This is a genomic window from Knoellia pratensis, assembly GCF_042666395.1.
GTDB classification, from domain to species: domain Bacteria; phylum Actinomycetota; class Actinomycetes; order Actinomycetales; family Dermatophilaceae; genus Knoellia; species Knoellia pratensis.
Window position 1 is genome coordinate 1,456,134 of record NZ_JBHTDJ010000001.1, and the last position, 23,593, is coordinate 1,479,726.

The window sequence follows — 23,593 nt, forward strand, 5'->3', positions numbered from 1 at the left end:
GTACCGTGACCTGACCGTTATACAAATTCATTGTCCACAGAAGGGCTCTGACCTGCAGGGATGCGATTTCCGCTTCGGCGCGTCGCACCGGCGCGTCGCCCGGCAGTCACTTTCTTGCCCGTCAGCTCAGGCCGTCGGCCGTATGCCGTCCGCTCGCCGTGCGTCGACCGCCTTGGCTCTCGAGGTCCTCGGCGCGAGTGCGTGCAGCGATGGGCGTGACGCCTGCGGTGACCGTGCCGCCGTCCTGGTCCAGCTCGGCCAGAGCCGTGGAGATGCCGTGGACGACGTCGCCCACGATCGGAAGCGAGATGTGCCCGACCCCGTGGAGGCGGATGTTGCGGACCGAGAGATCGGGGTGACGCAGCCGGCCGTTGCCCTGCGGGACGACCACGATGTCGGTGTCCGACCAGTAGCAGATGAACCGCGTCGTGCAGCCGGGTGCGGGCTCGTCGAGCTCGTTGATGAGGCCGCTGCCCGGACGCATCTGGGCGCCGAGACGGCTGGGCAGGGCGTAGGCGCCGTAGGTGCCCTGGTGGGGCGTGCCCAGCGTGACGAGCGTGTGGACGTGCTCGTCGCCGCCGAGCCGGGTGACGTAGTAGCGGGCGATCAGGCCCCCGAGGCTGTGGCCGACGACGTGGATCTTCTCGTAGCCGGTGTCGGCCACGATCGCCTCGATCTCCTCGCCGAGCTGTGCGGCCGCAGTGCGGACGTCAGCGGTGAGAGACGAGTAGTTCATGGCGTAGACAGACCCGAAGCCGCGACGGGTCAAGCCCCGGCGGAGCAGCGTGAAGATCGATCGGTTGTCGATGAAGCCATGGACGAGCAGGATCGGCGTCCCTGCGGCCTCGAGGTGGGAGATGAGCAGTCCGCGCTGGACCGGTGCCAGGTGCTCGATCCGGTAGCCGTGCAGTCCCTCGGCGCGTTGCTGGAAGATCCCGAGCGGATAGGTCGCAAGGTGAGTCCCCACCCAGGCGGTCTCGAGGGCCATCCCAAAGACGGCTCTCGGGGTGAGGAGCGTCCCGACGCCGCGGGCGAGTTGAGCGCCGGACAGTGCCGCCCGACGGGCGCGGCCCATCACGGGCAGGCCTGGTCGGCCTGGGCCGGATCGGCGCTGGCCGACTCGGCGCTGGCCGGATCGGCGCTGGCCGGATCGGCGCTGGCCGACTCGGCGCTGGCCGACTCGGCGCTGGCCGACTCGGCGCGGTGCGTCCTCACTGATGCATCCATGGTGGTTTCACCGTATAGCGGGCTCGTGCGAGCACGCTCGATGTAGTGAGGATCACGCAGCCAGCGTCACCAGATCGATACCCGTGGGAGGTGGAGGCCGCACGGCGGGTCTAGGCTCGCCCCGAACGAACCAGCGGTCAGTAGACGACGACGTGAGGACGGGAACGAATCCGTGGATCTTTTCGAGTACCAGGCACGTGACGTGTTCGAGAAGCACGGTGTACCCGTGCTGGCTGGAGCAGTTGCCACCACCCCTGAGCAGGCCCGTGCGGCCGCCGAGACCATCGGGGCCAGGAGCGGCGGCGTCACCGTCGTCAAGGCCCAGGTCAAGACGGGTGGACGAGGCAAGGCTGGCGGCGTCAAGGTCGCCAAGACGGCCGACGAGGCCCAGCAGCACGCTGAAGCGATCCTCGGCATGGACATCAAGGGCCACACGGTCCACCAGGTGATGATCGCCCAGGGCGCGCAGATCGCCGAGGAGTACTACTTCTCCGTCCTGCTCGACCGCACCAACCGCACCTACCTCGCCATGTGCAGCGTCGAGGGCGGCATGGACATCGAGCAGCTCGCCGTCGAGCGCCCCGAGGCCCTCGCCAAGGTCGCCGTCGACCCCAACGTCGGCATCGACACGGCCAAGGCCCAGGAGATCGTCGACACGGCCGGCTTCGACGCCGAGACCGGCGCCAAGATCGTGCCGGTCCTCGAGAAGCTGTGGCTCGTCTACCGCGACGAGGACGCGACGCTGGTCGAGGTCAACCCGCTCGTCAAGACCACCGACGGCGACATCGTCGCCCTGGACGGCAAGGTCACCCTCGACGAGAACGCCGACTTCCGTCAGCCCGACCACCTCGCACTCGAGGACAAGGCCGCCGCTGACCCGCTCGAGGCGGCCGCCAAGGCGAAGGGCCTCAACTACGTGAAGCTCGACGGCAACGTCGGCATCATCGGCAACGGTGCGGGCCTCGTCATGAGCACGCTCGACGTCGTCGCCTACGCCGGCGAGTCGGTCGGCTCCAAGCCGGCCAACTTCCTCGACATCGGTGGAGGTGCGAGCGCCGAGGTCATGGCCAACGGGCTCGGCATCATCCTCGGCGACGAGCAGGTCAAGGCCGTCTTCGTCAACGTCTTCGGTGGCATCACCGCCTGTGACGAGGTCGCCCGCGGCATCGTCGGCGCCCTCGACACCCTCGGCGACGCAGCGACCAAGCCCCTCGTGGTCCGCCTCGACGGCAACAACGTCGATGAGGGTCGCCGCATCCTCGCGGAGCGCAACCACCCGCTCGTGACCATCGAAGCCACCATGGACGGCGCCGCGGCCAAGGCCGCCGAGCTCGCCGCCCAGGCCAACTGACCTTAGGACGAGGAACACAGCACATGGCAATCTTTCTGAACGCAGACAGCAAGGTCATCGTCCAGGGCATGACCGGCGCCGTCGGCATGAAGCACACGACGCTGATGCTCGCTGACGGCACCGCCGTCGTCGGTGGCGTCAACCCCAAGAAGGCCGGCACGTCAGTCGACTTCAACGGCACGGACATCCCGGTGTTCGGCTCCGTCAAGGAGGCCATGGAGGCCACCGGCGCCAACGTCTCCGTCGTCTTCGTCCCGCCGGCCTTCACCAAGTCCGCCGTGGTCGAGGCCATCGATGCCGAGATCCCGCTCGTCGTCGTCATCACCGAGGGTGTCCCGGTCAAGGACTCCGCCGAGTTCTTCAACTATGCCCTTCAGAAGCAGAAAGACAATGATGCTTCTGATGGGGCCCGCCTCGGCAAGGCCACGCGCATCATCGGCCCGAACTGCCCCGGCCTCATCAGCCCCGGCAAGTCCAACGTCGGCATCATCCCCGGAGACATCGCCGGCCCCGGCCGCATCGGCCTCGTGTCGAAGTCGGGCACGCTGACCTACCAGATGATGTACGAGCTGCGTGAGTTCGGCTTCTCCAGCGCCATCGGCATCGGCGGCGACCCGGTCATCGGCACGACGCACATCGACGCGCTCGAGGCGTTCCAGGCCGACGACGAGACCGACGCCATCGTCATGATCGGTGAGATCGGTGGCGACGCCGAGGAGCGGGCAGCCGCCTACATCCAGGAGCACGTCACGAAGCCGGTCGTCGGCTACGTCGCGGGCTTCACGGCCCCCGAGGGCAAGACGATGGGCCACGCCGGCGCCATCGTCTCCGGCTCGTCGGGCACCGCCCAGGCCAAGAAGGAGGCCCTCGAGGCCGCCGGGGTCAAGGTCGGCAAGACGCCGTCCGAGACGGCCGAGCTCATGCGCGACATCATGCGCGGTCTCTGAACCCAGCGTTTCGCACGCAACTCGAGCGGGCGGCATACCGAGAAGTCTTCGGTATGCCGCCCGCTCACCTGTCGGGGTCAGTCGCCTCCATCGGTGCGCAAGGTTTCATGCTTCTTCGCGTCTGCACTCTCGGCGTGTGCGCCACGGGCTGACGCCATGCTCGGGGGAGACTGGCACGCAATGACTGTCATGGAGATGCTGCGAGGTGCGCGCCCGTCCGACGACGCGGACGGCGAAGGGTCGCCCGCAACGCCGTGGCTGCCGGACTCGGCTCGCGTCATCCTCATCGGCCTGGCCACTGGCCTGCTCTCACTCCTCGTCGTCCTCGTGCCCACCGTGCTCGGCTGGATGCTCGACCCGCGTCCGGGCGCGTCTCTGGCCGAGCCGTTCGGCGCCGCCGCCTCCCTGTGGCTGCTCGTTCAGGGCGCTCACTTGGGGGCCGGCGCGACCGTGGTGGCATTCGTGCCACTCGTGCTGGGTGCGCTCGCGGTCTGGGGTGCGTCCTACGGCGCGGGTCGAGCGCTTGAGGCCGCTGACGTCGAGGACGAGTTCGTCGCTGACCTGGTTCCTCGTTCGGTTGCCACCGTCGCTGGTCGCTGGTGGCTCGGGTATGCCGTGGCCGTTGCGCTCGCGTCCGCCCTCACCCTCGCGGGGTCGTTGCCGCTGCGGTGGTTGAGCCTGGTCGTGCCGCTCGTGGTGGTGCCTTTGCTGGCGCTGGCGATCGCGGGCCGACGCCTCGCCCGCGACGCCGACATTCTGGGGCCGCGGTTCGATGCCCTCGTCGCTCCCGAGGCCGCCCGGCGCGCCTGGGCCCCCGCCATGCGTGGTCTCGGACTTCTGCTGGGGCTGGCCCTGCTCGTCGTCGTGATGGCGATCGTGCTCCGCTGGGGTTCGGTGAGCAGCCTTCAGGGAGAGGCCGGCACCGGGTTCCTCGGTGGCGTGTTGCTTGCCGGGGTCCAGCTCGCTTCCCTGCCCAACCTGGCCCTGTGGGTCGTGTCGCTCCTCGCGGGGCCCGGCTTCTCCGTCGTCGACGGTGCCCACACCTCGCTCACGGGCTCTACCTCCGGCCTCATGCCCCTCGTGCCGGTCTTCGGCGCGGTGCCCGAGCCCGGGTCCCACCCGTGGGTGACTCGACTGCTCGTGCTGGTGCCGGTGCTCATCGGTGGCTACATCGGCCGACGCTCGCTCGTCTCGGTGGCCCGGCTGTCGTCCCCGCGGACCAAGGCGTCCGTGGCAGCCACGGCCTGCGCCGTGGTCGCTCTCACCGTGGGGATTCTCGACGGGCTGGGCGGTGGGTCGCTCGGCGCCTACCGACTCTCCGACATGGGTGCGTCGGCGGTGTGGATGACCCTGACTCTCGGGGTTGAGCTCGTCGCGGGTGCCCTCGCGGTCGTCGCGTGGGACGCCTGGCGCCTTCGCCGCTGACGCCCCGTCCGTCCGTACGGGCAGGGCTCGGCCGGGTGAAAGTTCGGAAAGTGAACGAACTATTGACATGGGTTGCTGGGGTGGTCAACGATGGGCCAGATGGTCTAGACCAATAGGAGGCAATGGTGCTTTCCCCGCGCAGGACTCTCGAGGCCACAGCCGGACTCGCCGTGGTCGTCACGGGAGCCCTGGTCCCTGTTCCAGCCGTGGCCGCTTCCACGCCACGACCGCTGCCCACGATCTCTCCGACGCCACAGGCCATGAGTCGGGCCGGCGCTGACGCGAACCTCCCGGGACGGGTCGAACGGGACGACGTGGACTCCACTCAAGCGGGTGGACGACTCAACATGCGGGGCTGACCTGTTCACCCTCGAGGCGGCTGACCCGGTCCAGTACGTCCGGGTGCAGGGCATCGACCGCAAGCTCGACTGGGGCTACTCGATCTATGAGCTCGGGGTCTACGCCGCGAGTTGAGGTCGCCTGGCGAGGACGGCGAGTCGGTAGGGTGCACCGCGTGAACGCACCCGCCGGCATCGTCGTCCTCGTCTCTGGCTCGGGCACCCTCCTCCAGGCGCTCATCGACGCAAGTCTCGACCCGGCATACGGGGTCAGGATCCTGGCCGTGGGGGCGGACCGGGACGACGTCGAAGGTCTGCGTCGCGCGGAGCGCGCCGGGATCGACACCTTTGTATGCCGTGTGCGCGACTTCCCGGACCGCGTCGCCTGGGATGCCGGGCTTGCTGCCGAGATCGCTTCTCGCGCACCGGACTTCGTCGTGACGGCCGGCTTCATGAAGGTCCTCGGGCCGGCCACGTTGGGGGACAGGACGATCCTCAACACGCACCCCGCCCTGCTGCCGAGTTTCCCCGGGGCGCACGCCGTGCGGGATGCGCTGGCGCACGGGGTCAAGGTCACCGGGACGACGGCCCACCTCGTGGATGCGGGCGTCGACACGGGGCCGATCCTCGCCCAGCGCGCGGTCGAGGTGCACGACGACGACACGGAAGAGTCGCTGCACGAGCGGATCAAGGAGCAGGAGCGTGAGCTCCTCGTCGACCTCGTCGGGCGCCTCGCTGCAGATCCGCGTGGGGCGCTTCCCTCGACCTCAGGCCCCCGCGCTCCCAGGTGAGCGTGGGCCGACCCTGGCCGCTGCGGTCGCGGCGCTCGCCACGTCAGCGAGGACGAGGTGGTCGACGCTCTCCTCGAGGATCGCGCGCACCCGAGCGGGGGTGCCCGGGTCGGTGATGAGGGTGTCGACCTCGTCGAGCGCCATGAAGGTCGAGAGCCCCACGATGCCCACCTTGGAGTGGTCGGCCAGGACGCAGACGGAGCGGCTGGCGCGCACCAGTGCGCGGTTGGTCTCGGCCTCGACGAGGTTCGGGGTCGTCAGGCCGGCGTTGCGGTCGATGCCGTGCGCCCCGAGGAAGAGGCGGTCGACATGCAGGCCCTGCAGCGCCGAGACCGCGACCGGACCCACGAGCGCGTCGGAAGGGGTGCGGACCCCTCCCGTGAGCACGACCACGTGGTTGCCGCCCGCGTCGTGGAGGAGCTGGGCCACCGGGACGGAGTTGGTCACGACGGTGAGGTGGGGGATGTTGCGGATGGCTCGGGCGAACTCATAGGTCGTCGTCCCGGCGGAGATCCCGATGGTGGCACCGGGGTCGACGAGACGCGCGGCGGCAACGGCGATGGCGTGCTTCGCGGCGGTCATGAGGGAGGACTTCGCGGTGAACCCCGGCTCGTCGGCCGCCCTCGGGAGCAGCGCGAGGGCGCCACCGTGCACCCGTTCCAGCAGTCCGTCGGTGTCAAGCCGCTCGATGTCGCGGCGCACGGTCATGTCGGAGACGCCGAGCTGCTCGACGAGGTCGGACACCCTCACTGCACCGGAGTCCTGCACCATGGACAGGATCGCGGCTCGGCGCTGGCTGGCGAGCACGGTCAGGACTCCCGGACCACGGCGGCGCTGAGCGGGGCCAGCAGGTGGGTCGGGCCCACGTCGCTCCCGCTGACGAGATCGTGACCCGTGACGGTCAGCTCCTGCTCCGCGGTCGTGTGGTTGAGAACGAAGAGCCAGGAGCCGTCGGAGCCGGACCGGCGTACGACCTCAACGCCTGGGGCCACAGTCGTCACCGGCTCGACTCCCGCGAGCTCGGCCACTTCCTCGAGCAGGGAGCCGAGGCTGGTGTCGTCCGGGAGGGTGCCGAGATACCAAGCCGTACCGCTCCCGACGGAGCGACGGGTGACAGCTGGGCGGCCGTTCAGGGGGCCTTCGGCATAGGTCGTCACCACCTCGGCGTCCACGACCCGCGCGTCCTCGCTCCACTGCGACCCACGACCGCCACCCGACAGGGCGACGACCTCATCGGTTCGCAACGGGAAGAACTCCTCGACCCTGACTCCCAGCAGATCACGGAAGGCGCCGGGATAGCCGCCAAGCCGCACGTGGTCGTCGGGGTCGCTGATGCCGGAGAAGTAGGTGACGATCACGTGGGCGCCGGCCACGGCGGCCGCGGCGATGGACGCAGCGTCCTCGTCGGACACGAGGTAGAGGCTCGGCACGACGACGACGCGGTAGCGGGACAGGTCTGCCGACGGGTGCACCACGTCGCACGTGATCCCGCGGTCACGTAGCAGGCGGTGGACCGTGTGCGGCGCCGTGACGTAGTCGATGGCGCTGCTCGGCATGCACGGACCACTCATGGCCCACAGGGCTTCGTAGTCCCACAGCACCGCGACGTCTGCGTCGACGTGCGAGCCGAGGACCTCTCCGAGTCGGGCCGAGATCGCCCCCAGCTCGCACACCTCGCGAAAGCGGTCGCTGTCCTCACCCGCATGGGGCACCAGAGCCGAGTGGAACTTCTCGGACCCGGACCGGGACTGTCGCCACTGGAAGAAGCCCAGCGTGTCGGCGCCGCGGGCGACATGGGTCAGGGAGTCCAGCACCGTCCCGCCCGGCGCCTTGGCCGGGTTGACCGGCTGCCAGTTCACCGCGCTCGTGGAGTGCTCCATGAGCATCCACGGGCGGCCACCGGCCAGGCCCCGGGTGAGGTCGCCGTGGAAGGACAGCTCGGCGCGCGGGTGGTCGAGGGCGTCCACGACGTAGTGGTCGGTGCTGATGACGTCCTGGAACGGAGCCCAGTCGTGGTAGTCGAGGTGCCGGAAGTTGCTCATCGTCATGAAGTTGGTCGTGACCGGCACCTCGGGTGAGTGGCGCCGAATCACCTCGTGCTCGTCGCGGTAGAAGGCGAGGAGGGTGTCGCTGCCGAACCGGTGGTAGTCCAACACCTGCGTCGGGTTGGCGAAGGTCGTCGTGCGACGCGGGGGAAGGATGTCCTCCCATGCGGTGTACCGCTGGCTCCAGAAGGCCGTGCCCCAGGCGTTGTTGAGTGCGTCGAGAGTTGCATAGCGCTGCTCGAGCCAGGCGCGGAAGGCGATCGCGCACGTGTCGCAGTAGCAAGGCAGGTTGTGGCAGGCGTACTCGTTGGAGACGTGCCACATCGCCAGGGCGGGGTGGTCGTGGTAGCGGGCAGCCAGCCGCTCGGTCAGTGCCAGGGCCAGCTCTCGGTAGAGGCGCGAGGAGGGGCACCACGACTGCCGGCTCCCCGGCCAGAGGCGGTGACCGTCGTGGTCGACGGGCAGGATCTCGGGGTACGCCGAGGTCAGCCACGGGGGCGGCGTGGCGGTCGCCGTGGCGAGGTCGACCGCGATCCCGTTGGCGTGCAGCAGGTCCATCGCCTCGTCGAGCCACTCGAAGGTGTATTCACCCTTGGTCGGCTCGAGCCACGACCACGAGAAGACACCGAGCGTCACGAAGGTGACCCCGGCCTTTCGCATGAGGCGCATGTCCTCGTCCCAGATGGCACGGGGCCACTGTTCTGGGTTGTAGTCGCCACCGAAGGCGATCCCGTCGCCGGGCCAGGCTCGCATGGCGGTCAGTCTGCAAACAGGTCGAACATTTGTCAACACTTTGCGACAGGTTGGCTGCGTCCGAGGAGAAACGTTGTGGCGGCAATTCGGACGGCGGCTGGTCTATTTCATTTGCTGCGTTGAACGCCAACTCCCCACCTATGAGCGCCTATTCAGGGCGTGAACGCGCCCTTGACACGATGAATGGGCCGGGTGAACACTCAACGCAGTCAATGTTGGTTTCTGATCGAAATTGTCAGTTACCGCACGTTCGTCAAAGGAGACAACCATGACACCCTCGGGATCGTTCGGCCCCCCCAGCTCCACCGTCCCCGCATCTGTGCGAGGTGTCGACCGCCGGTCGCTGCTCCGCGGAGCCGTCGGCGCGGGCGCCCTCCTGGGAGTGCCGACGCTGCTCGCCTCTTGCGGTGGCGACGCCACCCCCGCCGCGAGCGGTGGCGGTGCCTCGGCCAAGGCCGGCCCGGTCAAGTTCGGGATCAACGAGGCCAAGGGCTCGGGACCGGCATACGAACGCCTGAGCGCGATCGCCGAGACCTACGCCAAGAAGGCGGGTGTGGAGGTCTCGCAGAACGCGGTGGACCACAACACCTTCCAGGAGAGCATCAGCACCTACCTTCAGGGCACGCCCGACGACGTCTTCACCTGGTTCGCCGGCTACCGCATGTCACAGTTCGCCGAGAACGGCCAGATCGCCGACGTCAGCGACGTGTGGCCGATCGACGGCATGAGCGACGCCTTCAAGAAGTCGGCGACGGCGGAGGACGGCAAGCAGTACTTCGTGCCCGTCAGCTACTACCCGTGGGCCGTCTTCTACAAGAAGTCGGTGTTCGAGAAGAACGGCTGGACCGAGCCGAAGACGCAGGACGAGCTCATGGCCCTGATGAAGGAGATGCAGGGCAAGAAGCTCACGCCGTTCGCCTTCGCGGCCAAAGACGCCTGGGCCCCCATGGGGACGTTCGACATCCTCAACATGCGGCTCAACGGCTACGACTTCCACATGGACCTCACCAAGGGCAAGAAGGCCTGGGACAGCCCTGAGGTCCGCCGGGTCTTCGAGACCTGGAAGACGCTGCTGCCCTTCCACCAGGAGAACGCCCTCGGGCGCACCTGGCAGGAGGCAGCCACGTCGATGGCCAAGGGTCAGTGCGGGATGTATCTGCTCGGCACGTTCGTCGTCGACGGCATCCCCACCGAGACCCAGGAGGACCTCGACTTCTTCACCTTCCCCGCGCTGGACCAGACCATCGGTGCCGATGCCCTCGACGCGCCGATCGACGGGTTCTGCGTGTCGGCGAACGCCGAGAACGAGGAGTCGGCCAAGGCGTTCATCAAGTACCTCGGCAGCGCCGAGGCCGCCGATGCGGGCAACAACGCCGCCTCCGCGCCGTTCATCGCAGCCAACTCTGGCGCGAGCACCGCGAAGTACGGAGCGCTGCAGAAGAAGTCCGTCGAGGTCGTCCAGAACGCCAAGTCCATCGCGCAGTTCCTTGACCGCGACACCAACGCCGACCTGGCCAACACGGTCATCACCGCGTCGCTCCAGGAGTTCATCAAGAACCCCGACAAGATCGACTCGATCACCACCTCGATCCAGCAGCAGGCCAAGTCCATCCTCGGCTGACCCCGAACTTCCGGAGAGCGACCATGGCCACGCGCACCGCACGCCGCCCGAGTACCCGTCGGGTCGAGAAACGTCGATCGACCCGCGACCGCCTCGTCATCACGGCAATGATCGGGTTCCCGACGCTGCTCGTCATCTGGCTCGTGTGGCTCCCAGCCATCGCGTCGGTGCTGCTGTCGTTCACGAAGTGGAACGGCTTCAAGCTCAGTGGCATCCAGTGGGTCGGCACCCAGAACTACAAGGACATCGCGACGATCTACCCGCCGTTCTGGCCGGCGATCCAGCACAACCTCATCTGGCTGGTGTTCCTGTTCGTGTTCCCGACCATCCTGGGGATGCTGCTCGCGGTGGTCCTCGACCACGAGATGTGGGGCAGCCGGTTCTACCAGACGGCGTTCTACCTGCCGGTCGTGCTGTCCATGGCGCTGGTCGGGTTCATCTGGCAGCTGTTCTACTCCACGGATCAGGGCCTCATCAACGAGGTGTTCGGCTCCAACGTCGACTGGTACGGCGACCCCAACGTGAACCTCTGGGCGGTGCTGGCCGCGACCTCCTGGCGGCACACGGGCTACATCATGCTCATCTACCTGGCCGGACTGAAGGGCATCGACGCGTCGCTGCGTGAGGCCGCGGCCGTCGACGGTGCCAGCGAGGTCAAGACGTTCTTCCACGTGATCTTCCCGGTCATGCGGCCGATCAACCTCATCGTCCTCGTCATCGTCGTCATCGAGTCGCTCCGGGCGTTCGACCTCGTGTGGATCATCAACAAGGGGCGCAACGGGCTCGAGCTCATCTCGGCATTGGTGTCACAGAACGTCATCGGCGAAGCCACGCGCTACGGCTTCGGCTCTGCACTGGCCGTCATCATGATGGTCATCTCGTCGGTCTTCATCACCATCTACCTACGGATCGTCTTCCGGGAGGAGCGCCGATGAGCGCCACGACAGCACCGGCGGTCCCGCCGACCACGACCACCGCGAGCCGTGGCGTGGAGAAGGGACCCTCCGGCGGAGTCCTCAACCGCCGGCGCGGCAAGGTGGCCACGGGCATCATGCTCGTCCTGGCGATCGCGTGGCTCTTCCCGCTGCTCTGGTCGCTCTACAACTCCTTCCGCTCGTACTCCTACACCCAGACCAACGGGTACCTGTCGTTCGGCGGGTGGACCATGGACAACTACAAGAACGCATGGAGCCGGGGGAACTTCGGACTCCACCTGACGAACTCGATGCTCGTGACGGTCCCGGCCGTGGCCATCACCCTCATCCTGTCGTCAATGGTCGCCTTCGTGCTGGCGCGGTTCTCCTACCGCTTCAACCTCACCCTCCTCGGGGTCTTCCTCGCCGCCAACCTGCTGCCCCCGCAGGCGCTCCTCATCCCCGTCTTCCGGATGTTCCGGGAGGTCCCGCTGCCCTCGTTCATGAGTGAGAGCGGCACGATGCTCAACAGCTTCTGGGCGCTGATCCTCGTGAACACTGCCTTCCAGATGGGGTTCTGCACCTTCGTGCTGAGCAACTACATGAAGACGCTGCCCTACGAGATCTACGAGTCTGCCGAGTTGGACGGCGCCGGGATCTGGCGTCAGTACTGGCAACTGACGATGCCACTCGTGCGACCTGCCCTCGCCGCCCTCGCCACGCTGCAGGTGACGTGGATCTACAACGAGTTCTTCTGGGCCACGGTGCTCATCTCCCGGGGTGACAAGCTGCCGATCACGAGCGCGCTCAACAACCTGCGCGGGCAGTTCTTCGCCGACACCAACCTCGTGGCCGCGGGGTCGATCATCGTCGCGCTGCCGGTCCTCATCGTCTTCTTCGTCCTCCAGAAGCAGTTCGTGTCGGGGCTGACCCTGGGGTCCACGAAGGGATGACCTCCACCCTCACCGTGGTGCGCGGAGGTGGCACAGCCCTCGCCCTCGCACAGGTCGGCGACGCGTTGCCCCACGTCGTGCACTGGGGCTGCGACCTTCCCGACGCTGCTCTGGCCGACCTCGAGCTCCTCGCCGGTCGTCCGGTCGGCCACAACCAGCTGGACACGGTGTGGCAGCTCAGTGTCCTTCCCACCTCGGGCCAGGGCTGGCTCGGCACCCCGGCGTATGCCGCCCACCGCGCCGGGGGTTCCTCCGCTCCGCGTTGGGTCGCGACCCTCACGGCGACCCACGACGCCGGCGCCATGACCGCGGAGGTACGTGCGACGGCACACAACATCGGGGTGGAGGCGGTCCTCCGCTACCGGCTCGACGAGCACGGGGTCCTCACGGTCGGGTCGGAGGTGACCAACACGTCGGCGGACGAGCCGCTGCTGGACGTGGCTGCCCTCACCACGTTGATGCCGCTGCCCGTGCGGGCCCACGAGGTCCTCGACCTCACCGGCCGGTGGTGCCGGGAGCGCTCCCCGCAGCGCAGGCCACTCACCGACGGCACCCTGCTGCGCACCAGCCGTCGGGGACGCACCGGCCACGACGCGACGCTGCTCATGGTCGCGGGCACTCCGGAGTTCGCGTTCCGGTCGGGCGAGGTCTGGGCCGTCCACGTGGCGTGGAGCGGCAACCACACGCACCTCGTCGAGCGCTTGCCCGAGGGCGCAGGCTCACATGCGGCGGTCATCGGCGGGGGCGAGGCCCTCGATCCGGGCGAGGTGCGCCTCGGTCCGGGCGAGACGTATGCCGCGCCGCCCGTCGTCTTCGTGCACTCGACGCAGGGTCTGGACGGCCTGACCCGCTCGCTCGTGCGCCACCAGCGCTCTCAGGACGGCTACCGATCGACCCCGCGTCCGCTCGTGCTCAACACGTGGGAGGCGGTCTACTTCGAGACCGACCTCGACCACCTCCTCCGACTCGCCGACGTGGGGGATTCGGTGGGGGTCGAGCGGTTCGTGCTCGACGACGGCTGGTTCGGCGGGCGACGTGACGATGCGCGCGGCCTCGGCGACTGGCACGTCTCGCCGGAGGTGTGGCCCGAGGGCCTGGGTCCCCTCATCGAGCACGTCAAGGGACTGGGCATGGAGTTCGGCCTCTGGTTCGAGCCGGAGATGGTCAATCTCGACTCCGACGTGGTTCGCGCCCATCCCGACTGGGTCCTGGGGCCAGCCGCCGGTCGCCCACTGGCCTCGCGGCAGCAGCACGTGCTCGACCTGGCGAACCCAGAGGCGTTCGACCACATCCTGACGTCGATGAGCGGCCTTGTCGACGAGTACGGCATCGACTTCGTGAAGTGGGACCACAACCGCGACCTCCACGAGGGCGTGCACTCGGACGCCACGGGCACCGACCGGCCGGCCGTCCACTCCCAGACCCAAGCGGCATACCGACTCCTCGACGAGCTGCGGCGACGCCATCCCGGCCTGGAGATCGAGTCGTGCTCGAGCGGCGGAGCACGGGTCGACCTCGGCGCGCTCGCTCTCACCGACCGCGTGTGGACCTCGGACTGCAACGACGCGCTCGAGCGGGTCGCCATCCAGCGATGGACCGGCCTGCTCGTTCCCCCCGAGAGAATGGGCACCCACGTCGGCCCCCCACGGGCGCACACGACCCATCGCGACCTCGACCTCTCGTTCCGCACGCTCGTCGCTCTCGGTGGGCACGCGGGACTCGAGTGGGACCTCACGACCTGCAGCCCCGAGGAGCTCGCTGGCCTCAAGGAGTGGGCCGGGCTCTACCGCGAGCTGCGGGAGCTCCTGCACAGTGGCGATGCGGTGCGTCCCGACCACGCCGACGACTCACTGGTCGTCGACGGCGTCGTCGCTCCCGACCGGTCCGCTGCGGTCTTCCGGGTGGTGTCCGTGGCCACCGCCCAGGGCGTGTCGCCGGGCGTCGTCCCGTTGTCCGGCCTCGATCCGACGCGTTCGTACCGAGTGCGGGTGCGCCCCGAGGCCGGTTTGCCCGAGACGGTCCAGGTGACACCGCCGGCCTGGTGGGACCACGCGGTTGCGGGGGGCGTCGTGGTGAGTGGTGCCGCGCTCGTCGAGGTGGGGCTGGCACTGCCCATCCTCGCGCCGGCCCAGGGATTCCTGCTGCACCTGACGCCCGCGGGCTGACCGCTTCCAGGCTGATCGCGCCCCGGTCGCGGCGCTGTCGCCGTGAGCCGGCTGAGTTGGGTCGACCCGCCCTCGTCGCTAGACTCGGCGGCGACGACTGGCGCAGGTGGACCACCACCGGGGAGTCACATGGGAGAGCATCGCCCGCCTGGGTGCACCCGCTTCTTGACCGCACGCCCCTTGCCCCCGCATGCCCTCGCACCGCGATTGGAGCCATCACCATGGCCGTCTCCGTCACCGCTCCCGGACCCACGCAGGACCTGCGTCCGATCCGTCGGGCCCTCATCTCCGTCTTCGACAAGACCGGGCTCGAGGAGCTCGCTCGTGGTCTGCACGAGGCCGGGGTTGCGATCGTGTCGACGGGTGGTTCGGCCAAGCTCATCGAGGGTCTCGGCATCCCCGTGACCGAGGTCGCCGACCTCACCGGCTTCCCCGAGTGCCTCGAGGGTCGCGTCAAGACGCTCCACCCACTCGTGCACGCCGGCATCCTCGCCGACACGCGCAAGCCCGACCATGTCTCGCAGCTGGCCGAGCTCGGCGTCGAGGCGTTCGACCTCGTCGTCGTCAACCTCTATCCGTTCGCCGACACCGTCGCCTCTGGCGCCGCTGCGGACGACGTGGTCGAGAACATCGACATCGGTGGACCATCGATGGTTCGAGCGGCGGCCAAGAACCACCCGAGCGTGGCCGTGGTCGTCGACCCGACGGCATACGCAGTTGTTCTGGAAGCAGTGCGAGGCGAGGGATTCACGTTCGAGCAGCGCAGGAAGCTCGCCGCGAAGGCCTTTGTGCACACGGCGACCTATGACGTGCACGTGGCGTCATGGATGGGCAACGCCTACACGGACTCGAGCGACGGGACGGGCTTCCCGGCGTGGGTCGGCGCGACGTGGAGCCGTTCGGCGGTGCTGCGTTATGGCGAGAACCCGCACCAGAGCGCGGCGCTCTATGCGAGTGGGTTCGTGCCCGAGCCCGGCCTGGCGCAGGCGAAGCAGCTGCACGGCAAGGAGATGTCCTACAACAACTACGTCGACGCCGATGCTGCCGTGCGCGCGGCGTACGACCACGGCGACCAGCCGACCGTGGCGATCATCAAGCACGCGAACCCCTGTGGCATCGCCGTGGGCGGGGACGTTGCGGACGCGCACGCCAAGGCGCACGCGTGCGACCCGGTGTCCGCGTTCGGCGGCATCATCGCGACCAACCGTCCCGTGACCGTCGAGATGGCGCGCGTGGTCTCGGACATCTTCACCGAGGTCGTCGTGGCGCCCGGCTTCGACGCCGACGCGCTCGAGGTCCTCACAGCCAAGAAGAACATTCGCCTCCTGGAGGCCGCCGCCCCGTCGCGCGGTGGCGCCGAGATCCGCCCGATCAGTGGTGGCCTGCTCATGCAGCACCGCGACACCGTTGATGCGGTTGTGACGGGTGACGACGGTGCAGTCACCGGCGGAGACGAGGCTGCGAACTGGCGCCTTGTGTCCGGCGACCCGGCCGACGAGGCGACCTTGGCCGACCTGCAGTTCGCGTGGCGTTCGGTGCGTGCGGTGAAGTCCAACGCGATCCTGCTCGCCTCGGGTGGTGCATCGGTCGGCATCGGCATGGGTCAGGTCAACCGCGTCGACTCCTGCCACCTCGCTGTGTCGCGCGCGAACTCGGACGGCCAGGACCGGGCGCGGGGCGCAGTCGCATCGTCGGACGCGTTCTTCCCGTTCGCCGACGGACTGCAGGTGCTCATCGACGCCGGCGCTCGTGCGGTCGTGGCCCCGGGTGGGTCGATGCGTGACGGCGAGGTCATCGAGGCGGCTCAGGCTGCCGGCGTGACGCTGTACTTCACCGGGACCCGCCACTTCGCCCACTGACCCAAACGCTGTCGCTCCTCGCCGCTGGCTGTCACACTTGGCTCACGGTCGGACGTGGGCGCCGGCGGTGAGGAGCAGGGGACATGTTCTGGACCATTGCAGGGATCGTGCTGGCCGTCGTGCTCATCGGTGCGTGGGTCTATGACCGCAAGTTCGGTCACGACAGGAAGTACCGCGAGGCGAATGGGGCCGACCAGGCGCGTGCCGACGGGTCGGTGACCCAGCTCGGCCAGTGGAACGGCCCCGGCTGACCCTGGTCGCCCACCCACTCATTGCGCAGGAGCGACATCAGGGCCCGGTTCCGGGGCTCTCAGATGTCGCTCCCGCGGTGAGAAACCGTCTTCGTCAGACAGGGGCTCCAGGGGCGGCGTAGCCAGTCGGGTCGCCCTCGCCGAGGTCGACGATCGCGGCCACCGGGCCACCGCCGTCGGGGCCCTGGTGGGCGGCCGACACTGACACGAACACGGCCGGGTCACCGGTCACGGACGCGGTGACGCCACCGACGCAGGACTTGATCTGGCGGTGCCAGTGCACGTCCGAGTCGTCGAGCATCGCGTTGCGGCGCCCGCGGACCTGGCCGTCCTGGCTCACCTCGCACTTGAGGAAGACGTTGACGAGCCGACCCTTGATGTCGCTCGTGTGCGGGCGGTCGGGCAGCTCGAGCCCGGCGTCCTTGATGGCATCCCAGATGCCGTCGGCGTCGAGGGCGTCGCGCATGACCGAGTGGCCGATGCGGTAGCGGCCACCGACACCGCGGGCGTTGCCGACGACGACGATCTGAGCCTGGTCGAGCTCGACACCGGAGGAGCAGGACGCCACCGAGGAGAAGAGGGACCGGTTGTGCATGACGTCGGCGTCGGTCGGCATCTCGATCTCGCCGAGGGCGACGGCGATGCCGAGGCCGGTCGTGCCGTTGGAGAGGTCCATCGACTCGTGCGTGTGCTCGGTCCAGACCTTCTGTCCGCGCGACTTCGCGTCGCGGATCGTGTGGATCGTGAGCAGAGGAGTCTTGGTCTGCACGTAGTGCACGTCGGCGGGATCGGTGATGCCGGCGCGCTCCATGGCGACCTTCACGGCGTCGGCGACCTTGGTCACCATGCCGACGTAGCCGATCTCCTCGGGGAGGATCGCCTCGCTCATGGCGAAGCCCACGGTGAGTCGCGGCTCATCGGACTGTTCGGCCTGGTCGGCCGGCACGGTCGCGAAGATCGTGGCGTGGGGGCTGATGATGCCGTCCGTGCCGCCCGACCAGACGATGGGGACCTGCTTGACCTGGTCGGCCGGCGCACCCTTCTCGATGAGCACCTCACGGAACGCACGGTCGGCGATGATCCGGGTGTAGTCGTTGACCCCACCGTTGCCCTCGGTCTTGCCGATGATGGCGATGACGCGGCTGGCCTCCATCACCCCGTCGTCGATGAGCTTCGCGAGCTCGGAGGCGTCGGAGACACTGTGGAGCGGGACCTTGCGGACCTCGATGGCTTCTGGCACGACTGGACCTTTCTCGTTGTGGAAATCATGGTGGAACTCGTTGTGGGACAGGCGAACTGGGGTGGAACTAGTCTTCGGGGCTGGTGTCGATGATGGTGCCGAACTCACGATCGACGGCGTCGGTGATGTGTGCGAGCGACGTGATGATGCTGCGTCCCCCCGACTCGGCGAAGCGCATGGCGGCGTCGACCTTGGGGCCCATCGAGCCGGACGTGAACTGGCCGTCCGCGGCATACGCCTGCATCTGCGCGAGGGAGGTGAACTCGAGTGGGCGCTCGTTCGGCGTGCCGTAGTCGACCATCGCGTGGTCGACGTCGGTGGCGATGATCAGGATGTCGCAGGAGAGATCCTTGGCGAGCAACGCTGCCGTGAGGTCCTTGTCGATGACCGCTTCGACACCGTGGAGGGCGCCGTCGGCATCGCGGACGACAGGGATCCCGCCGCCACCGGCTGCGACGACGACGTGGCCGGCGTCGACGAGGGCACGGATGGCGGCCAGGTCGAGGACTTCGCGGGGTTCGGGGGAGGCGACGACTCGGCGCCATCCCTTGTCGCCGCGGTCCTCCCAGTGCTGGCCGTGGTCGATCATCTGCTGGGCCTCGTCGGCCGGGAGGTAGCGACCGATGGGCTTGGTGGGCTCGCGGAAGTGCGGGTCGTCGGCGTCGACGAGCGTTCGCGTCACGAGGCCGGCGACGGGCCGGTCGACGCCACGACGAGCCAGCGCCGGCTCGAGGGCGTCGAGCATCGTGAACCCGATCGTTCCCTGCGTCTGGGCGCCGCACCAGTCGAGCGGCACGGGCGGGACGACGGACGCGGCGATCTCGTTCTTGACGAGGAGGTTGCCCACCTGCGGGCCGTTGCCGTGGGTGAGGACGACCTCGTGCCCGGCGGCGACGAGCTCGGCGACGTGCTCCATCGCCTCCGTGATGGCGCGCACCTGGTCGGCCGGGTGTGCCGACCCCTCAGGAGAGGTCATGGCGTTGCCGCCGAGTGCTACGAGAACTCGCACGCGCTCACCTTCCGGGCCGAACGGCATACCCCGTTGGTATGCCGTTTCGCCGAGCCTAGGGAGGTCGCTGCGGTGCAGCGTTGGCATCACCTGACAGGCGACGCCGCCCCGTTTGTCAGGTGTCGCGCCTTGGGTCGGTGGGCAAGGCCTGCATCACCCGTTGCCGCAGTCGTGGCTCCTGCACCCCGAGCATCAGAGCCGACGGTATCGGGTATGTCTGTCATTGAGCCGTTGGGTGGCTTCGATGTCGGACAGCTCGGCCAGCTCGTGGCGGATCGCGAGTCCCATGCGCCGACAGAACGCTTCTGGCTCCAGGGAGGCGTCGGGGTGCTCGGCGACGATGCGGTCGATGATGCCGTCCGCGAGGAGGTCGAGGGAGCGCACGCGCTGGGTCTCGGCGAGCTCGGGAGCGCGGTCAGGAGTGCGGTAGAGGATCGCAGAGGCGCCCTCTGGTGGGAGCGGCGACAACCACGAGTGCTGGGCGCTGATGACGCGGTCGGCGGGCATGAGCGCGAGGGCGCCACCGCCGGTGCCTTGACCGAGCAGGACGCAGACGGTGGGGACGTCAAGGACGACGAGTTCCGAGAGACAGCGCGCGATCTCGCCGGCCATGCCGCCTTCCTCGGCCTCCTTGGAGAGGGCGGCCCCGGCCGTGTCGATGATGCTGACCAGGGGGAGGTTGAGCTCGGTGGCAAGCTTCATGCCGCGACGGGCGACGCGCAGTCCCGACGGGCCAAGGGGTGCCTCGGTCTGCTCGCCGCGACGGTCCTGACCGAGGACGACACAGGGGGTGCCCTCGAAGCGGGCCAGCGCGAGGAACAGCGATCGGTCCCATTCGCCGGCACCGGTGCCGAAGAGGGGCAGCACGTCGGTGGCGCCGAGCTTGAGGAGTGCGCGCACCCCGGGGCGAGAAGTCTTGCGGGACAACAGGATTGACTCCCAGGCTGGTGTGTCCGGGAGCGGCTCGCGCGGAACCTCGGGCGCTGGCGTGGCGTCGTGCGGAGCCAGGACGAGGTCGAGGAAGCGTGCCGCCGTCGCGGTGAGGAGTTCGACGGGGAGGACGGCGTCGAGGAGCCCGTGGGCGAAGAGGTTCTCGGCGGTCTGCACGCCTTCGGGGAAGGGCTGGCCATAAAGGGCTTCGTAGACGCGTGCACCGAGGAAGCCGATCGTCGCGCCGGGCTCGCCGACGGTGACGTGACCGAGCGAACCCCAGGAGGCGAAGACCCCGCCAGTCGTGGGGTGGCGCAGATAGGTGATGTAGGGCAGGTGCTCACGCTTGTATGCCGCAACGGCCGCCGAGATCTTGACCATCGTCACGAACGCGGGCGTGCCCTCCTGCATGCGCGTGCCACCCGATGCGGGGGCTGCGAAGAGGGGGAGGCGCTCCCTTGTGGCCCGCTCGAAGGCGAGGACGATGCGTTCGGCTGCGGCGACACCGATCGAGCCCGCGAGGAACCGGAACTCGCCGGCGATGACGGCGACGCGGTGCCCGCCGATGCGACCTTCGCCGGTGACGATGGACTCGTCGGTGCCGGCCTTCTCGGCAGCGGCGGCGAGCTCTGCGGCATACGTGCTTCCGGGCTCGGCCACGGTGGTCGGTGACTCGTCCCAGGACTGCCAGGCGCCGTCGTCGAGGACGGCTGCGATGAGTTCGCTGGAGGTGGGGCGGGAGGGCTTGTCGCTCACGCGTTGTCCTCGTCGGCGAGCCATGCGCGCACGCTCTCGTTGTGCTGGCCCAGGGTGGGCGGAGCGAGGTGGGTCTCGCGGCCACCGGCAAAAGCGTTGTCGTCAAAGCGAATTGGTGGTCCGGGGATCTCGATCTCGCCGAGGACGGGGTGGTCGACATTGAGCACCAGTCCCTGCGAACGGGTCTGGTCCCAGTCGTAGACGCGGTCGATGGTGCGGACCTCGCCCGAGGGGATGCCGAGTTCGGCGAGGCGGGGGAGGAGGTCGTCGAGGCGCCACGCCGCGAAGGTCGTGTTGAGCGTCGAACGGACCAGGTCGGGGTGGGTCACGCGATCACGGTTCGTCGCCAGACCCGGTGCGGTGGGGTCGATGTCGAACGCCTCGGCGAGCTTGACCCAGAGCGACTCACTGCCACACGCGATCTGGATGTCACCGTCCTCGCAGTGGAACAGGCCGTAGGGGGAGAGCGCCGGGTGGTGGTTGCCCCGGGCGTGCCCGACGTGACCCGCAACCGTGTAGGCCGTGCCCTGGAATGCGTGCGCGCCGACGACCGCTGCGAGCAGGCTCGTGCGGACGACGCGTCCCTTGCCCGTGGTGTTGCGCTCGTGGAGGGCGGCGACGACACCGTAGGCGCCGTACATGCCGGCGAGGAGGTCGCCGATGGGCACGCCGATGCGAGTGGGCTCGTCTGCACTGGGTCCCGTGACCGACATGAGGCCGGCCTCGCCCTGCGCGATCTGGTCGTATCCAGCGCGACCGCCCTGGGGTCCGTCGTGCCCGAAGCCACTGATGGCGAGCACGACGAGGCGCGGGTTGAGCTCGTGGAGCCGCTCGACGGTGAAGCCGAGGCGGTCGAGGACCCCCGGACGGAAGTTCTCGATGAGGACGTCCGAGCGCTGCACGAGGCGGGTGAGAACGTCGCGGCCGTCGTCGGACTTGAGGTCGAGGGTGATCGACTCCTTGTTGCGGTTGGCGCTGAGGAAGTACGTCGAGATGGGGTCGTCCTCGGGGCCGACGAACGGAGGTCCCCAGCCGCGGGTGTCGTCCCCGGTTCCGGGGGTCTCGACCTTGACGACGCGAGCGCCCATGTCTCCCAGCATCATCGCGGCATGTGGACCCGCAAGGGCTCGCGAGAGGTCGACGACGGTGATGTCCTGCAGGGGTCCGGTCACGGCTGGCTCCTTTGATGCGCGTGGAGTCGAGCCTAGGGAGCGAGACGGGTCGCGTGATCGGTGAGGTCATGGCAAGACGAACGTCACACGGTGTCACCTTCTGCCAAAGGATCAGTTGCGTGTGGCTCGGATCAGGCGGATCAGGGTCCACACCGCACCGCCAAGCACGAGGAGTGCTGCCAAGAGCTCCAGGACGTCGAGCTGCGCGAGGCCGACGAGCCAGGTCGCCACGGCGAGCGTCACGAGAGTCATCGGGTAGAGCAGGATCGAGCGGAACTTGTCACCTGATCCCCAGGCGTTCGTGAACGACGTCAGCACGACGAGGAGGAGCCAGGGGATGGCGAACGTTGCGCCCAGGAACAACCATTCGATCGGATATGGCGCCGTGGCTCCCGAACCCATCACTCTCAGCAGGGTGAGAAGGGCCAGCAGCGCCAGACTGAGTCCGTTGATGACGTTCGCGACGTGAGCGGGCCATGGATTGGGCGCAGGGCGCAGCGGCGCGGCCGAAGCGGGAGCGGGGCGGCCGGCATACGCCTCATCGGCGACGGACTGGGGTGAGCCGAGTTCGGCGAGCGATTGGCGCACGTCGTCGTCGGCGGCGGCGGGCGCGAGCGAGGCGTCGAGGTGTTCGTGGACGCCGGCCAGGACCTCGGCGCGTTCGCCCGGCTCGACGCCGTGGAGCAGCAGCTCGAGATCGCGCAGATAGGCGCTGACGAGCGGGTGGGCAACAGGTGTGGACATCACAGGGTTCCGCTCTCAAGGGCCTTGGCTTGCCGGGTCCCGGCGCGACAGGTTCGCAGGAGCAGGAAGCCGCCGCCGACGATCGTCAGGAACAGTCCCGCCCAGGCACCGGAGTTGATGCCGAGTTCGGCGTGGGTGAGTGTCCAGCCGAGGGTGGGCAGGGCCCACAGGGCGATCGCGCTGACGGGGGTGAGCAGTTGAAGGGTCCACTTCTGCCGCGAGGTCCACAGGGGCGAAATGCCCACGATGACGGCGGCCGAGACCCACAGAGGCCAAGAGAAGAGGAGGCCTGTGATCAACGCCGCAGGACTCGAGCTGAACAGGGTCACTTCCTCGGGAAACCCCTGACTGCCCGAGTCCGAACTGCTGATGCTGGTTGTGCTGTAACCACTGCCCGCCCCCACGGCGAGCAGGACGAGGCAGAGTGCCACGCCGATGAGGATCCCCGCAGTCACCGGGACCCAGGTGCGTGACATGGCCCCGGGGCGGCGTGGAGGGGCTGGTGCGACGACGACGGAAGGCGAGCGGCCGGCATACGCCTCATCGGCGACGGACTGGGGTGAGCCGAGCTCGGCGAGCGATTGGCGCACGTCGTCGTCGGCGGCGGCGGGCGCGAGCGAGGCGTCGAGGTGTTCGTGGACGCCGGCGAGGACCTCGGCGCGTTCGCCCGGCTCGACGCCGTGGAGCAGCAGCTCGAGATCACGCAGATAGGCGCTGACGAGCGGGTGACTGAGTGCTGAGGTCATGGCGTGCCCCCTTGGATGGCGGTGTCGACCGCGTCGCGGAATGGTTTCCAGGTGCGGGTGAAGGCGTCGAGGGCGGTGCGCCCCTCGGCCGTGAGGGAGTAGTAGCGGCGGGGCGGCCCCTCGACCGACTCCTGCCACGTCGTGTCGACGAGCCCGGCCTTGCGCAGCCGTGCGAGCAGGGGATAGAGCGTGCCCTCGCCCGACATGAGGATCCCGTCGACGGTGAGGCGTCGCGCGATGTCGAAGCCGTAGAGCTCCTGCCCCCGCAGCATCGCGAGGACGCAGTACTCCAGGGCACCACGACGCAGGTGCGTCAGGATGGCGTCGTCGCTGGGTACCATGCGACACAAGATAGC

At 68.7% G+C, this 23,593-nt stretch carries 22 protein-coding genes and 1 riboswitch; of the genes, 11 read left to right on the top strand and 11 right to left on the bottom strand.

Annotated features, from left to right (window positions below):
• Nucleotides 1–121 precede the first annotated feature (121 nt).
• Together ACFQRE_RS06975 and ACFQRE_RS06980 are read right to left on the bottom strand one after the other, a co-directional pair.
• Nucleotides 122–1,075: an esterase/lipase family protein gene (locus tag ACFQRE_RS06975; RefSeq protein ID WP_380120307.1), complete on the bottom strand. Its 954-nt coding sequence runs from the start codon at nucleotides 1,073–1,075 to the stop codon at nucleotides 122–124.
• Nucleotides 1,075–1,215 carry a hypothetical protein gene (locus ACFQRE_RS06980; RefSeq protein ID WP_380120309.1) on the bottom strand — a complete coding sequence of 47 codons (141 nt, stop codon included), beginning with the start codon at nucleotides 1,213–1,215 and terminating at the stop codon, nucleotides 1,075–1,077. The genes ACFQRE_RS06975 and ACFQRE_RS06980 overlap by 1 nt, the downstream gene beginning before the upstream one ends.
• Before the next feature lie 184 nt (nucleotides 1,216–1,399).
• Here ACFQRE_RS06980 and sucC point away from each other — a divergent pair, with 184 nt between their 5' ends.
• The 5 genes from sucC to purN all read left to right on the top strand — a co-directional run bounded on the left by sucC (nucleotide 1,400) and on the right by purN (nucleotide 6,079).
• Nucleotides 1,400–2,578: an ADP-forming succinate--CoA ligase subunit beta gene (sucC, locus tag ACFQRE_RS06985; protein ID WP_380120311.1), complete on the top strand. Its 1,179-nt coding sequence runs from the start codon at nucleotides 1,400–1,402 to the stop codon at nucleotides 2,576–2,578.
• A gap of 23 nt (nucleotides 2,579–2,601) precedes the next feature.
• Entirely contained in the window at nucleotides 2,602–3,525 is a 924-nt protein-coding gene (sucD, locus tag ACFQRE_RS06990; protein ID WP_380120313.1) for a succinate--CoA ligase subunit alpha, read from the top strand.
• A 180-nt stretch (nucleotides 3,526–3,705) separates the two neighbouring features.
• On the top strand, nucleotides 3,706–4,950 hold the full coding sequence (locus ACFQRE_RS06995) for a cell division protein PerM (protein WP_380120315.1): 1,245 nt from the start codon (nucleotides 3,706–3,708) through the stop codon (nucleotides 4,948–4,950).
• Between the two features lie 333 nt (nucleotides 4,951–5,283).
• On the top strand, nucleotides 5,284–5,424 hold the full coding sequence (locus ACFQRE_RS07000; protein WP_380120318.1) for a hypothetical protein: 141 nt from the start codon (nucleotides 5,284–5,286) through the stop codon (nucleotides 5,422–5,424).
• Between the two features lie 40 nt (nucleotides 5,425–5,464).
• Nucleotides 5,465–6,079 (top strand): phosphoribosylglycinamide formyltransferase, encoded by a 615-nt coding sequence (purN, locus tag ACFQRE_RS07005; protein ID WP_380120320.1) that lies wholly within the window; start codon nucleotides 5,465–5,467, stop codon nucleotides 6,077–6,079.
• Here purN and ACFQRE_RS07010 read toward each other — a convergent pair.
• Together ACFQRE_RS07010 and ACFQRE_RS07015 are read right to left on the bottom strand one after the other, a co-directional pair.
• On the bottom strand, nucleotides 6,056–6,886 hold the full coding sequence (locus tag ACFQRE_RS07010) for a DeoR/GlpR family DNA-binding transcription regulator (protein WP_380120322.1): 831 nt from the start codon (nucleotides 6,884–6,886) through the stop codon (nucleotides 6,056–6,058). The two genes, purN and ACFQRE_RS07010, sit on opposite strands and share 24 nt — an antisense overlap.
• A gap of 2 nt (nucleotides 6,887–6,888) precedes the next feature.
• Nucleotides 6,889–8,877: a beta-galactosidase gene (locus tag ACFQRE_RS07015; RefSeq protein WP_380120324.1), complete on the bottom strand. Its 1,989-nt coding sequence runs from the start codon at nucleotides 8,875–8,877 to the stop codon at nucleotides 6,889–6,891.
• A gap of 268 nt (nucleotides 8,878–9,145) precedes the next feature.
• Between ACFQRE_RS07015 and ACFQRE_RS07020 the strand changes: the two genes are divergently transcribed.
• The 6 genes from ACFQRE_RS07020 (at nucleotide 9,146) to ACFQRE_RS07045 (ending at nucleotide 16,640) form a co-directional block, all read left to right on the top strand.
• Nucleotides 9,146–10,498, top strand: coding sequence for an ABC transporter substrate-binding protein (locus ACFQRE_RS07020; protein WP_380120326.1), 1,353 nt, complete (start codon nucleotides 9,146–9,148; stop codon nucleotides 10,496–10,498).
• Nucleotides 10,499–10,521: 23 nt separating this feature from the next.
• On the top strand, nucleotides 10,522–11,433 hold the full coding sequence (locus ACFQRE_RS07025) for a carbohydrate ABC transporter permease (protein ID WP_380120328.1): 912 nt from the start codon (nucleotides 10,522–10,524) through the stop codon (nucleotides 11,431–11,433).
• Nucleotides 11,430–12,365: a carbohydrate ABC transporter permease gene (locus ACFQRE_RS07030; protein WP_380120330.1), complete on the top strand. Its 936-nt coding sequence runs from the start codon at nucleotides 11,430–11,432 to the stop codon at nucleotides 12,363–12,365. The genes ACFQRE_RS07025 and ACFQRE_RS07030 overlap by 4 nt, the downstream gene beginning before the upstream one ends.
• Nucleotides 12,362–14,530 carry an alpha-galactosidase gene (locus ACFQRE_RS07035; protein WP_380120332.1) on the top strand — a complete coding sequence of 723 codons (2,169 nt, stop codon included), beginning with the start codon at nucleotides 12,362–12,364 and terminating at the stop codon, nucleotides 14,528–14,530. Before ACFQRE_RS07030 ends, ACFQRE_RS07035 begins: the two co-directional genes overlap by 4 nt.
• An 83-nt stretch (nucleotides 14,531–14,613) precedes the next feature.
• A riboswitch (ZMP/ZTP riboswitch) is annotated at nucleotides 14,614–14,691 on the top strand.
• Between the two features lie 60 nt (nucleotides 14,692–14,751).
• Nucleotides 14,752–16,389: a bifunctional phosphoribosylaminoimidazolecarboxamide formyltransferase/IMP cyclohydrolase gene (purH, locus tag ACFQRE_RS07040; protein ID WP_380120334.1), complete on the top strand. Its 1,638-nt coding sequence runs from the start codon at nucleotides 14,752–14,754 to the stop codon at nucleotides 16,387–16,389.
• Between the two features lie 83 nt (nucleotides 16,390–16,472).
• Nucleotides 16,473–16,640, top strand: coding sequence for a hypothetical protein (locus ACFQRE_RS07045; protein ID WP_380120336.1), 168 nt, complete (start codon nucleotides 16,473–16,475; stop codon nucleotides 16,638–16,640).
• Nucleotides 16,641–16,734: 94 nt separating this feature from the next.
• On the opposite strand, the gene ACFQRE_RS07050 is transcribed toward ACFQRE_RS07045, so the two are convergent.
• The 7 genes from ACFQRE_RS07050 to ACFQRE_RS07080 all read right to left on the bottom strand — a co-directional run bounded on the left by ACFQRE_RS07050 (nucleotide 16,735) and on the right by ACFQRE_RS07080 (nucleotide 23,578).
• Complete coding sequence (locus ACFQRE_RS07050) at nucleotides 16,735–17,880, bottom strand: barbiturase (protein WP_380120339.1); 1,146 nt, start codon at nucleotides 17,878–17,880, stop codon at nucleotides 16,735–16,737.
• 67 nt (nucleotides 17,881–17,947) lie between these two features.
• The gene (locus tag ACFQRE_RS07055; RefSeq protein WP_380120341.1) at nucleotides 17,948–18,976 is read right to left on the bottom strand and encodes a carbamate kinase; all 1,029 of its coding nucleotides are present in this window, start codon (nucleotides 18,974–18,976) and stop codon (nucleotides 17,948–17,950) included.
• A 105-nt stretch (nucleotides 18,977–19,081) separates the two neighbouring features.
• Nucleotides 19,082–20,575, bottom strand: coding sequence for a carboxyl transferase domain-containing protein (locus ACFQRE_RS07060; RefSeq protein ID WP_380120344.1), 1,494 nt, complete (start codon nucleotides 20,573–20,575; stop codon nucleotides 19,082–19,084).
• Entirely contained in the window at nucleotides 20,572–21,747 is a 1,176-nt protein-coding gene (locus tag ACFQRE_RS07065) for a CaiB/BaiF CoA transferase family protein (protein ID WP_380120346.1), read from the bottom strand. Before ACFQRE_RS07065 ends, ACFQRE_RS07060 begins: the two co-directional genes overlap by 4 nt.
• Nucleotides 21,748–21,858: 111 nt before the next feature.
• On the bottom strand, nucleotides 21,859–22,491 hold the full coding sequence (locus ACFQRE_RS07070; RefSeq protein ID WP_380120349.1) for an HAAS signaling domain-containing protein: 633 nt from the start codon (nucleotides 22,489–22,491) through the stop codon (nucleotides 21,859–21,861).
• The gene (locus ACFQRE_RS07075; protein ID WP_380120351.1) at nucleotides 22,491–23,237 is read right to left on the bottom strand and encodes an HAAS signaling domain-containing protein; all 747 of its coding nucleotides are present in this window, start codon (nucleotides 23,235–23,237) and stop codon (nucleotides 22,491–22,493) included. The genes ACFQRE_RS07070 and ACFQRE_RS07075 overlap by 1 nt, the downstream gene beginning before the upstream one ends.
• Nucleotides 23,234–23,578, bottom strand: a complete 345-nt coding sequence (locus tag ACFQRE_RS07080) for a PadR family transcriptional regulator (protein ID WP_380120353.1) — start codon at nucleotides 23,576–23,578, stop codon at nucleotides 23,234–23,236. Before ACFQRE_RS07080 ends, ACFQRE_RS07075 begins: the two co-directional genes overlap by 4 nt.
• Nucleotides 23,579–23,593 lie beyond the last annotated feature (15 nt).

What these genes read in the sequence shown, in the direction of transcription:
- ACFQRE_RS06975 (WP_380120307.1), bottom strand. Translation starts at nt 1,075, where the DNA reads ATGGGCCGCGCCCGTCGGGCGGCACTGTCCGGCGCTCAACTCGCCCGC.
- sucD (WP_380120313.1), top strand. Translation starts at nt 2,602, where the DNA reads ATGGCAATCTTTCTGAACGCAGACAGCAAGGTCATCGTCCAGGGCATG.
- ACFQRE_RS06995 (WP_380120315.1), top strand. Translation starts at nt 3,706, where the DNA reads ATGACTGTCATGGAGATGCTGCGAGGTGCGCGCCCGTCCGACGACGCG.
- ACFQRE_RS07015 (WP_380120324.1), bottom strand. Translation starts at nt 8,877, where the DNA reads ATGCGAGCCTGGCCCGGCGACGGGATCGCCTTCGGTGGCGACTACAAC.
- ACFQRE_RS07020 (WP_380120326.1), top strand. Translation starts at nt 9,146, where the DNA reads ATGACACCCTCGGGATCGTTCGGCCCCCCCAGCTCCACCGTCCCCGCA.
- ACFQRE_RS07025 (WP_380120328.1), top strand. Translation starts at nt 10,522, where the DNA reads ATGGCCACGCGCACCGCACGCCGCCCGAGTACCCGTCGGGTCGAGAAA.
- ACFQRE_RS07030 (WP_380120330.1), top strand. Translation starts at nt 11,430, where the DNA reads ATGAGCGCCACGACAGCACCGGCGGTCCCGCCGACCACGACCACCGCG.
- ACFQRE_RS07035 (WP_380120332.1), top strand. Translation starts at nt 12,362, where the DNA reads ATGACCTCCACCCTCACCGTGGTGCGCGGAGGTGGCACAGCCCTCGCC.
- purH (WP_380120334.1), top strand. Translation starts at nt 14,752, where the DNA reads ATGGCCGTCTCCGTCACCGCTCCCGGACCCACGCAGGACCTGCGTCCG.
- ACFQRE_RS07045 (WP_380120336.1), top strand. Translation starts at nt 16,473, where the DNA reads ATGTTCTGGACCATTGCAGGGATCGTGCTGGCCGTCGTGCTCATCGGT.
- ACFQRE_RS07055 (WP_380120341.1), bottom strand. Translation starts at nt 18,976, where the DNA reads ATGCCAACGCTGCACCGCAGCGACCTCCCTAGGCTCGGCGAAACGGCA.
- ACFQRE_RS07070 (WP_380120349.1), bottom strand. Translation starts at nt 22,491, where the DNA reads ATGTCCACACCTGTTGCCCACCCGCTCGTCAGCGCCTATCTGCGCGAT.
- ACFQRE_RS07075 (WP_380120351.1), bottom strand. Translation starts at nt 23,237, where the DNA reads ATGACCTCAGCACTCAGTCACCCGCTCGTCAGCGCCTATCTGCGTGAT.
- ACFQRE_RS07080 (WP_380120353.1), bottom strand. Translation starts at nt 23,578, where the DNA reads ATGGTACCCAGCGACGACGCCATCCTGACGCACCTGCGTCGTGGTGCC.